Origin of the sequence: Anabaena sp. AL93 (assembly GCF_001672085.1) — a bacterium.
Classification (GTDB): domain Bacteria; phylum Cyanobacteriota; class Cyanobacteriia; order Cyanobacteriales; family Nostocaceae; genus Dolichospermum; species Dolichospermum heterosporum.
Map to the genome: position 1 here is coordinate 48,223 of NZ_LJOU01000025.1, position 8,204 is coordinate 56,426.

An 8,204-nucleotide genomic window follows, 5' to 3' on the forward strand; every position below is an offset into this window, starting at 1 on the left:
TAAGTATAGCTATAAAATACTAAAAGTTGGTATGATTTACATCTTTTGATAATTCAATAGTTAAAGTTAGAAAATTTAATTTAATGAATAATTTAACTAATCACTCTATTATCAACGCAAATAAACAAATTTATTTGAGGTTGTTAGTTTTTCCTGAAGCTAGAATTGGTATGTTACAGATTTTCATTGCTGTGTGTGATGCAGATAAACGGCGGGAAAATATTATAGCTAACACAGCTACTAATTAAATAGACTACTATCTTTAATTTTTGTTTCTTTTAACATTAAGATTGTATTGCTATACAAAATTAATGTATAACTATACAAAAGCAATGTATAGTTTTACAGTTTTATTGGATTAAATAACAGATTTATAATTTTATTTAACAAAAATTATGTATGGTAAGCTTTAGAGATGTGATGTACTACGGGTTAGAGTGGAACGCAGATGAACGCAGATGAACGCAGATAATTTTGTATCTCATTAGACTTTTTTGGTAAAGATTGTAGAGACGTTCCATGGAACGTCTCTACACCTTATGGAACGTTTTTACCCATATTCCGCACTTCACAATGTAGTATCCATCTTTTCAAGAATTATTCCTAACAAGGGTTAAATTGTTCAATATTAATACCTAAAATGATGGATAAAATATGTGTTTTATTAAACGATAAAAAATAAAATTATGGAAATATTCGCGTATTACAAAATGAAGTGCGGAAAGTGGGTTTTTATAAAGGTTTCAATGACTTAAACTCTTGTAGGGACAACTTATGAATTGTCTCTACATTCTTTTTTGAAGATATCTATTTAAAAATTAAAATTTATTTTTGTAAAGCAGAATTACCAGGTCGTGTATAAATGCTATACTATCTCAAAATGATACTTTAACCAATATTACAAATGGAACCATTAACAACTGGTGGTATTGCTGTTGCGACGGTACTTGCTACTAAAGCATTGGAAAAAGTTGGCGAAAACATTGGAGACACTTTATCTCACAAAACTCAGCAGTTTTTGGAAGTGTTGAAACAGCGACTACCTGGAACTTTCGCAGCTATTGAACAAGCACCAGAACAACTCCTTAATTATAATCAAGCTGTAATGGAAATAGAAACCGCAGCGAAAGCAGACCCTAATATTAGTCAAGTTATTCAGGAATTAACCCAGTTAGCAGAAACTAACCCACCTAAAGATTTAGAAAAATTTCTTAAAGAGATTCAAGCAGCTTTTGCAAATTCTCAACAACCCCAAGGGACAATTTTTAATCAAAAGTTCCAAAAAGCTATGAACGTAGCGCAAAATCAGACAATTGACCAAAGCGGAAGCACGATTAATATTTGACAGCACTCGTCCGACGGGAAACGGACAAAGTTAACCCCCACTAAAGATATACCCTATCCTGGTTCTGTTCATTTTGTTGGACGAGAAACAGAACTGACAACTATCCATGAAGATTTGCTATGGGGAAATTATGTAGCAATAACCGGAATGGGTGGTTTGGGTAAAACTGAATTAGTTACTCAATACGCTAGACAATATCAAGATCATTATGATGGCATAATTTGGTTTAATGCTAGACAACGTATTCTCGCAGCAGAAGTATTTGAACTTTTTACATTAAAATTCGGTCTAGAAATTCCCCAAACTCAGGGAGAAAAGCCGCTAACTCTCAAACAACAGGTAGATTGGTGTTGGTTACAATATCCAAAAACACAAAAACCTGTTTTAATTGTCGTTGATGATTTAACTGATTTAACACAGTTACGAGAAGTTGTTCCCAAAGAAAAACGCTTTCGGGTTTTGATAACTACTCGACAACAACATTTAGACCCTAATTATATTCAAGAACTACCTTTAGAGGTTCTATCACAAGAAGCAGCATTAAAACTTTTACAAAAGCAATTGGGAAAAAATCATCAGCGATTTGACGATGAACTAGAAACCGCTACAGAAATATGTGAGTTTTTGGGAAATTTACCTTTGGGGATAATTTTAGTCGGAAGTTATTTAACAAAAGATTTGGGACTTTCTCTAGCTCAAATGTTAGAACGATTGCAAAAACGTAAGTTAGCGGAAACAGCTTTACAAAAGAGAGAAACTATCAATAAAAATCAATTAGGAATTAAAGCCGCTTTTAATTTAACTTGGGAAACACTGGATACTCAAACTCAATATCTGGGAGCATTTTTAAGTTTATTTTCTCCTCAGTTTATTCTTTGGGATTTGGTAGTTTGGGTGATTGAGTTTGAAGTAAAGAATGAGGAAAAACAACTAATTTGGACAGAAGAAGAATTAACTACCTCTAAAAAAAGACTTTATCAAGTTAACTTTTTACAAACAGGACAAGAATCACCAGAAGCTTATACAATTCATAATTTAGTGCGGTTGTTTTTGCAAGAACAGTTAGCAGAAGTTGGAGAAAAGCAGCCAATTCTCGAAAGAACTTTTATTACTCCTATGATAGCCTTTGCTAAAGGACTTCCTCAATCACCCACTTCTCAAGATATTGAAATTTTCCAGTTAGTTGTTGTTCATTGGGAAGATTTAGGAAAACGGTTAATAGATGAAATTAACCAAGAAACAGTAGCAGAGAATAATTTACCAGTATCTATGGTTGCTGATGAAATCTGTTGGGTATTTGAAGGGTTAGGAAGATTTTATCAAGGACAAGGATTATATCAAGTAGCAGAATTTTGGTATCAGCAATTAGTAAAAGTTTGTCAAATTGTATTTACAAATGATCATCCTTATGTTGCTACTAGCTTAAACAATTTAGCAGGTCTTTACCGTAATCAAGGAAAATACAGTGAAGCTGAACCTCTCTACCTTGATGGTTTAGAAATGACAAAGCGGCTATTTACAGGGGATCATCCTTATGTTGCTACTAGCTTAAACAATTTAGCAGGTCTTTACCGTAATCAAGGAAAATACAGTGAAGCTGAACCTCTCTACCTTGATGGTTTAGAAATGACAAAGCGGCTATTTACAGGGGATCATCCTTATGTTGCTACTAGCTTAAACAATTTAGCAAGTCTTTACTATAGCCAAGGAAAATACAGTGAAGCTGAACCTCTCTACCTTAATGGTTTAGAAATGACAAAGCGGCTATTTACAGGCGACCATCCTGATGTTGCAACTAGCTTGAACAATTTAGCAAGTCTTTACTATAGCCAAGGAAAATACAGTGAAGCTGAACCTCTCTACCTTAATGGTTTAGAAATGACAAAGCGGCTATTTACAGAGGATCATCCTTATGTTGCTACTAGCTTCAACAATTTAGCACTTTTTTACCATAACCAAGGAAAATACAGTGAAGCAGAACCTCTCTACCTTGATGCTTTAGAAATGAGAAAGCGGCTATTTACAGGCGATCATCCTGATGTTGCTAATAGCTTAAACAATTTAGCAAATTTTTACTGTAATCAAGGAAAATACAGTGAAGCAGAACCTCTCTATCTTGATGCTTTAGAAATGACAAAGCGGCTATTTACAGGCGATCATCCTGATGTTGCTTCTAGCTTAAACAATTTAGCAAATTTTTACTGTAATCAAGGAAAATACAGTGAAGCTGAACCTCTCTATCTTGATGCTTTAGAAATGACAAAGCGGCTATTTACAGGCGATCATCCTGATGTTGCTTCTAGCTTAAACAATTTAGCAAATCTTTACCATAACCAAGGAAGATACAGTGAAGCAGAACCTCTCTTCCTTGAAGCTTTAGAAATGATAAAGCGGCTATTTACAGGCGACCATCCTTATGTTGCTACTAGCTTAAACAATTTAGCATTTTTTTACAATAGCCAAGGAAGATACAGTGAAGCAGAACCTCTCTACCTTGAAGCTTTAGCTATGTCTGAACGAGTGCTAGAAACTAATCACCCCACTACAATAACCGTTCGGAACAATTTGCAAATTTTACAACAGCAACTCATACCTCTTCCCTTTTATATACGTTTGTTGAATAACCTATCAGTTGTGTTAACCTTACTATTGCATCGTGTACAGCTATTAATTAAACGTATTATTATCTTTTCCTGGCGTTTGTTCCGACATTAACAACAGCTTACTCAACTTTAATAAAGTATCACTATACAGTTTTATTGTATTGCATTACAAAGATAAATTTTTATTTAACAGTTAAATTTCCCATATTCCGCACTTCATTTTGTAATATGCGAATATTTCACATCTTTTTCTTGACTGAGCTTTGAACTCAGTAACTTTTGTTTCTTATCTGTCCCCTGTTCCCTTTTTTTGTAATTAAGGAATGTTAAGTAATTGGACAAAAATATTTACAGTCATTGCGAGCGAAGAGAAGCAATCACAACCGTTGCGATTGCTTCATTTCACTTCGTTCCATATGGCTAACGCCACGCTACGCTAACGCAATGACATTGTGTAATTAATTCTGTCTCACTACTTATTGCTTAATAACTAAGTTTGTTCTCCTGGGATTAATTCCTTCTACATTTTTTCTACAAATTGATGGAACAATTTCTCCGATTTTCTTGCTACCCTCAAAGTAGAGTTCAAGTTCCAAACAACAAGGTGGCAAAAGATCAGCCGCTGTGTTGTATTAATCAAACTCCTCAGAAATAGGGAGTATGGGAGGGGAAATATGCTCAATGTTGTGCGTCGTAGTCAAATTATCGGTTCAATAGCCATAGATAGCTCGACATCTGCTCGTTTTGCTGAGTTAGAAGAAGTCTGGCTGGATGATTCCGGGCGTATTGCCTATTTTTCGGGTGAGGAAGCTTATTTACCAGTACAGGGAATTGCTGGAATAGGTATGGGTGCGGTGTCAATTTATTATCATCCAGTGCCAGACATTCCAGACAATCTTCACCGCTTGCATCAAATTACGGTTGAATCTGCGCTGGGTGAAACTCAAGGTTGGGTGGAAGATTTTTTATTTGATTGGCAAACTGGAGAAATCGCCGCTTATATTGTGGCTGGAGAAATTGCAGTTCCTTTTGGTGGACGTGCAGTTCTGTATCCCGAAGATATCGAGGAAATTAGCACCAATAAACTAATTATCCGCGAAGGTGTTCAAGACCAACTTCAAGGAGAATCAGAAGGATTGCAGGGTTTCCTTAGTGAGAAATCTCAACAAGTACAACATCTTGTACATATTATAGGCGATCGCCTACATCATCTCATTTCCCCCAACGATAAACCCGAAGTTGTCCGCGTCAAAATTAAAGAAGTTAGCGACGAAGTGGCAGCTTCTACTGATCATCCACATCACGCCTTAGAAGAGGCTACGGAGTTTTTGCAAGAACAATGGCATAGTTTGCAACAGAGTATTTCCCGTGGGACTGAGCGCACAAAATCGGCTTTAGATGCTGCTTGGCGGCAAATCACCAAATAACGTCGTGATTATGGACAATTTTATCCTTTTTGCAGGCACAGCTAACCCTGATTTAGCCGCCGCAGTTGCTCAAAAACTCAATATCCCCTTAGGTAAATCTGTAGTCGAACGCTTTCCAGATGGTGAGGTAAATGTACAACTCCTGGAGTCGGTACGCCAAAAGGCTGTTTTTATCCTTCAGTCCACAGCCCCACCTGTCAATGACCATCTAGTAGAACTTTTAGCTTTTACAGATGCTTGTCGGCGGGCTGCTGCCGCTCAAATTACGGCAATTATCCCTTACTTTGGCTATGCCCGTGCAGATAAACGCCAAGGACGACGAGAGCCAATTACTTCCAGTATGGTAGCTGAAGTATTACAAGCTGTCGGGGTTAATCATGTTGTCACACTGGATTTACACACCCCACAAATTGAAGGTTTCTTTCGGATTCCTGTAGATAGTCTGACGGCTGTACCCATTTTTTGTGAAGCTATCCGCCATCATTTGCCCCCTAACTTTGTAGTTGTATCGCCAGACACGGGGCGCGTCCAAATGGCAACCCAGTATGCTCAATGGCTGAATAGTGAGGTAGTGGTGCTACACAAACACCGCAAAAGTGGCACGGAAACAGCAGTAACTCGTGTTGTCGGGGATGTAAAAGATTGTTCCTGTTTAATAATTGATGACATGATTTCCACAGGCGGCACGCTTGCTAGGAGTATTGAAGCACTACTCACAGCCCAAGCCCGTCCAGAAATAATTATTGCTGCTACTCACGGGCTATTTGTCCAGGATGCACGGGCGAAATTAAGTCACCCCAGCATCAAGGCTGTTTTTGTCACAGACACCGTAACACCAAAAGAAACCGACTGGCAGCAATTAAAAATTGTCTCAGTTGCGCCTTTAATTGCTAATGCTATTCAACGATTTACGATCAAATCTCCGGACTCCATTAGTGATTTATTTTAATAAAGAGGTATAAAATATGTTGCAAAGATTTCGTAATCGGACGCAAGCCGGTAAACTGTTAGCTGCCCAGTTAACAGAGTATGCCAATCGTGCAGATGTTTTAGTATTGGGGCTTCCCCGTGGCGGTGTGCCTGTGGCTTATGAGGTAGCAAAGGAACTTGATGCCCCATTAGATGTCTGCTTGGTGCGGAAACTCGGTGTACCTGGACACAAAGAACTTGCCATGGGTGCGATCGCCACCGGAGGGGTGCGTGTAATTAATGAGAATGTCGTTGATTGGTTGCGGATTTCCCCAGAAACTATTAATCAAGTAGCAGCTATCGAAATGCGGGAATTAGACCGCCGTAGCCATACCTATCGGGGTAATCGCCCCCTACTGAAAGTCAAAAATCATACTATTATTCTAGTTGATGATGGCATTGCTACGGGTGCTACTATCCGAGCAGCGATCGCTACATTGAAAAAGCAACAGCCCGGTAAACTGGTGGTTGCAGTTCCAGTTGCAGCAGCATCTACCTGTGAAGAACTGCAAGCAGAAGTAGATCAGGTTGTGTGCGTAATGATGCCAGAAGATTTGTGTGCCATCGGTATTTGGTACGAAGATTTTCAGCAAACAACCGACACAGAGGTATGTGAACTGTTGACAAGGCAAAAATTACTAAGTAGGTGAGCGTTGAAAATTGTCGTTATGGCAAGGCAAAAGGCAAGAGGCAAGAGGCAAGAGTGAAGAGGGTTTGGGCGATTTTACATTTCTTTACACAGTTTGGTTTTATTGTGTTCACCTACTTAGTAGCTAATAATTCGTAAATGGAGGTTGAGGTGATGGATAGAACATTAACACAGCACCCCCAAGAACATCTGGTGTCAGTGACAGCAGGTAAGGTTAACTTAGAGGGGAATTTGATGATTCCAAATGGTGCTATGGGTGTAGTATTGTTTGCTCATGGCAGTGGTAGCAGCCGGCACAGCCCTCGTAATCGCTATGTTGCCGGAGTCTTACAACAGGCGGGACTAGCAACTTTATTAATTGATTTGCTCACTGCTGAAGAAGAAGAAATTGATTTGCGAACCAGACACTTACGCTTTGATATTGGGTTGTTAGCATCGCGGTTAGTTGGGGCTACGGATTGGTTACAACAGAACCCAGATACTTGTAACCTCAAAGTAGGTTACTTTGGTGCTAGTACAGGAGCAGGTGCAGCCCTGGTTGCTGCCGCAGAATGTCCAGAGGCAGTACAAGCTATTGTTTCCCGTGGTGGACGACCTGATTTAGCGGGTTCAGCATTATCTCATGTCAAAGCACCAACACTGCTCATTGTTGGCGGTTACGATACGCCCGTCATAGCAATGAATGAGGATGCACTGGCACAGTTGCACTCAGTAAAACGGCTGGAGATTATTCCTAGAGCCACCCATTTATTTGAAGAACCAGGTAAATTAGCAGCAGTAGCACAACTGGCGAGTGAATGGTTTACGCACTACCTCAGGTAAAAGATTAAATCCTCTATTAACGTAAGTTGCTATACTATACTCAAAACGGCTTGATTGTTTGATTCTAAACGTAGGGGTAAAGCAAGAGCTTCATTGGTGTCAACTTAACGTAAAACCCATAGCCCGCCTGGGAATGAATTCCCAGTCTAAGGGACTTCCAAATAAAAAAATACTCAACCACCTAACGCAAAAATCTCTCAAACCCTTATTCCTCTGTGTCCTCTGCGCCTCTGTGGTTCGTTAATCAGGATAATTTATTTCTTGGAAGTCCCTAATAGCATTAACGTAAAACCCATAGCCCGCCTGGGAATGAATTCCCAGTCTAAGTAGGTGAGCGTTGAAAATTGTCGTTATGGCAAGGCAAAAGGCAAGAGGCAAGAGGCAAGAGT

The 8,204-nt window shown here is 38.9% G+C and carries 7 protein-coding genes; all 7 read left to right on the forward strand.

The window, feature by feature from the left end; genetic code table 11:
* Positions 1-83: 83 nt before the first annotated feature.
* The 7 genes from AN486_RS08755 (at position 84) to AN486_RS08785 (ending at position 7,815) form a co-directional block, all read left to right on the forward strand.
* Entirely contained in the window at positions 84-248 is a 165-nt protein-coding gene (locus AN486_RS08755) for a hypothetical protein (RefSeq protein ID WP_290600195.1), read from the forward strand.
* A 656-nt stretch (positions 249-904) separates the two neighbouring features.
* Positions 905-1,345 (forward strand): hypothetical protein, encoded by a 441-nt coding sequence (locus AN486_RS08760; RefSeq protein WP_290600197.1) that lies wholly within the window; start codon positions 905-907, stop codon positions 1,343-1,345.
* 114 nt (positions 1,346-1,459) lie between these two features.
* Positions 1,460-4,060: a tetratricopeptide repeat protein gene (locus AN486_RS08765; protein ID WP_290600199.1), complete on the forward strand. Its 2,601-nt coding sequence runs from the start codon at positions 1,460-1,462 to the stop codon at positions 4,058-4,060.
* Positions 4,061-4,622: 562 nt separating this feature from the next.
* Positions 4,623-5,375 (forward strand): photosystem reaction center subunit H, encoded by a 753-nt coding sequence (locus AN486_RS08770; RefSeq protein ID WP_290600201.1) that lies wholly within the window; start codon positions 4,623-4,625, stop codon positions 5,373-5,375.
* Between the two features lie 10 nt (positions 5,376-5,385).
* Entirely contained in the window at positions 5,386-6,324 is a 939-nt protein-coding gene (locus AN486_RS08775; protein WP_027404129.1) for a ribose-phosphate pyrophosphokinase, read from the forward strand.
* 16 nt (positions 6,325-6,340) lie between these two features.
* Positions 6,341-6,994, forward strand: a complete 654-nt coding sequence (locus tag AN486_RS08780) for a phosphoribosyltransferase (protein WP_053539992.1) — start codon at positions 6,341-6,343, stop codon at positions 6,992-6,994.
* 152 nt (positions 6,995-7,146) lie between these two features.
* Positions 7,147-7,815, forward strand: coding sequence for a dienelactone hydrolase family protein (locus AN486_RS08785; protein ID WP_053539991.1), 669 nt, complete (start codon positions 7,147-7,149; stop codon positions 7,813-7,815).
* Positions 7,816-8,204 lie beyond the last annotated feature (389 nt).

Coding starts and splice junctions, on each gene's coding strand:
- AN486_RS08785 (WP_053539991.1), top strand. CDS start 7,147: ATGGATAGAACATTAACACAGCACCCCCAAGAACATCTGGTGTCAGTG.
- AN486_RS08755 (WP_290600195.1), top strand. CDS start 84: ATGAATAATTTAACTAATCACTCTATTATCAACGCAAATAAACAAATT.
- AN486_RS08775 (WP_027404129.1), top strand. CDS start 5,386: ATGGACAATTTTATCCTTTTTGCAGGCACAGCTAACCCTGATTTAGCC.
- AN486_RS08770 (WP_290600201.1), top strand. CDS start 4,623: ATGCTCAATGTTGTGCGTCGTAGTCAAATTATCGGTTCAATAGCCATA.
- AN486_RS08780 (WP_053539992.1), top strand. CDS start 6,341: ATGTTGCAAAGATTTCGTAATCGGACGCAAGCCGGTAAACTGTTAGCT.
- AN486_RS08760 (WP_290600197.1), top strand. CDS start 905: ATGGAACCATTAACAACTGGTGGTATTGCTGTTGCGACGGTACTTGCT.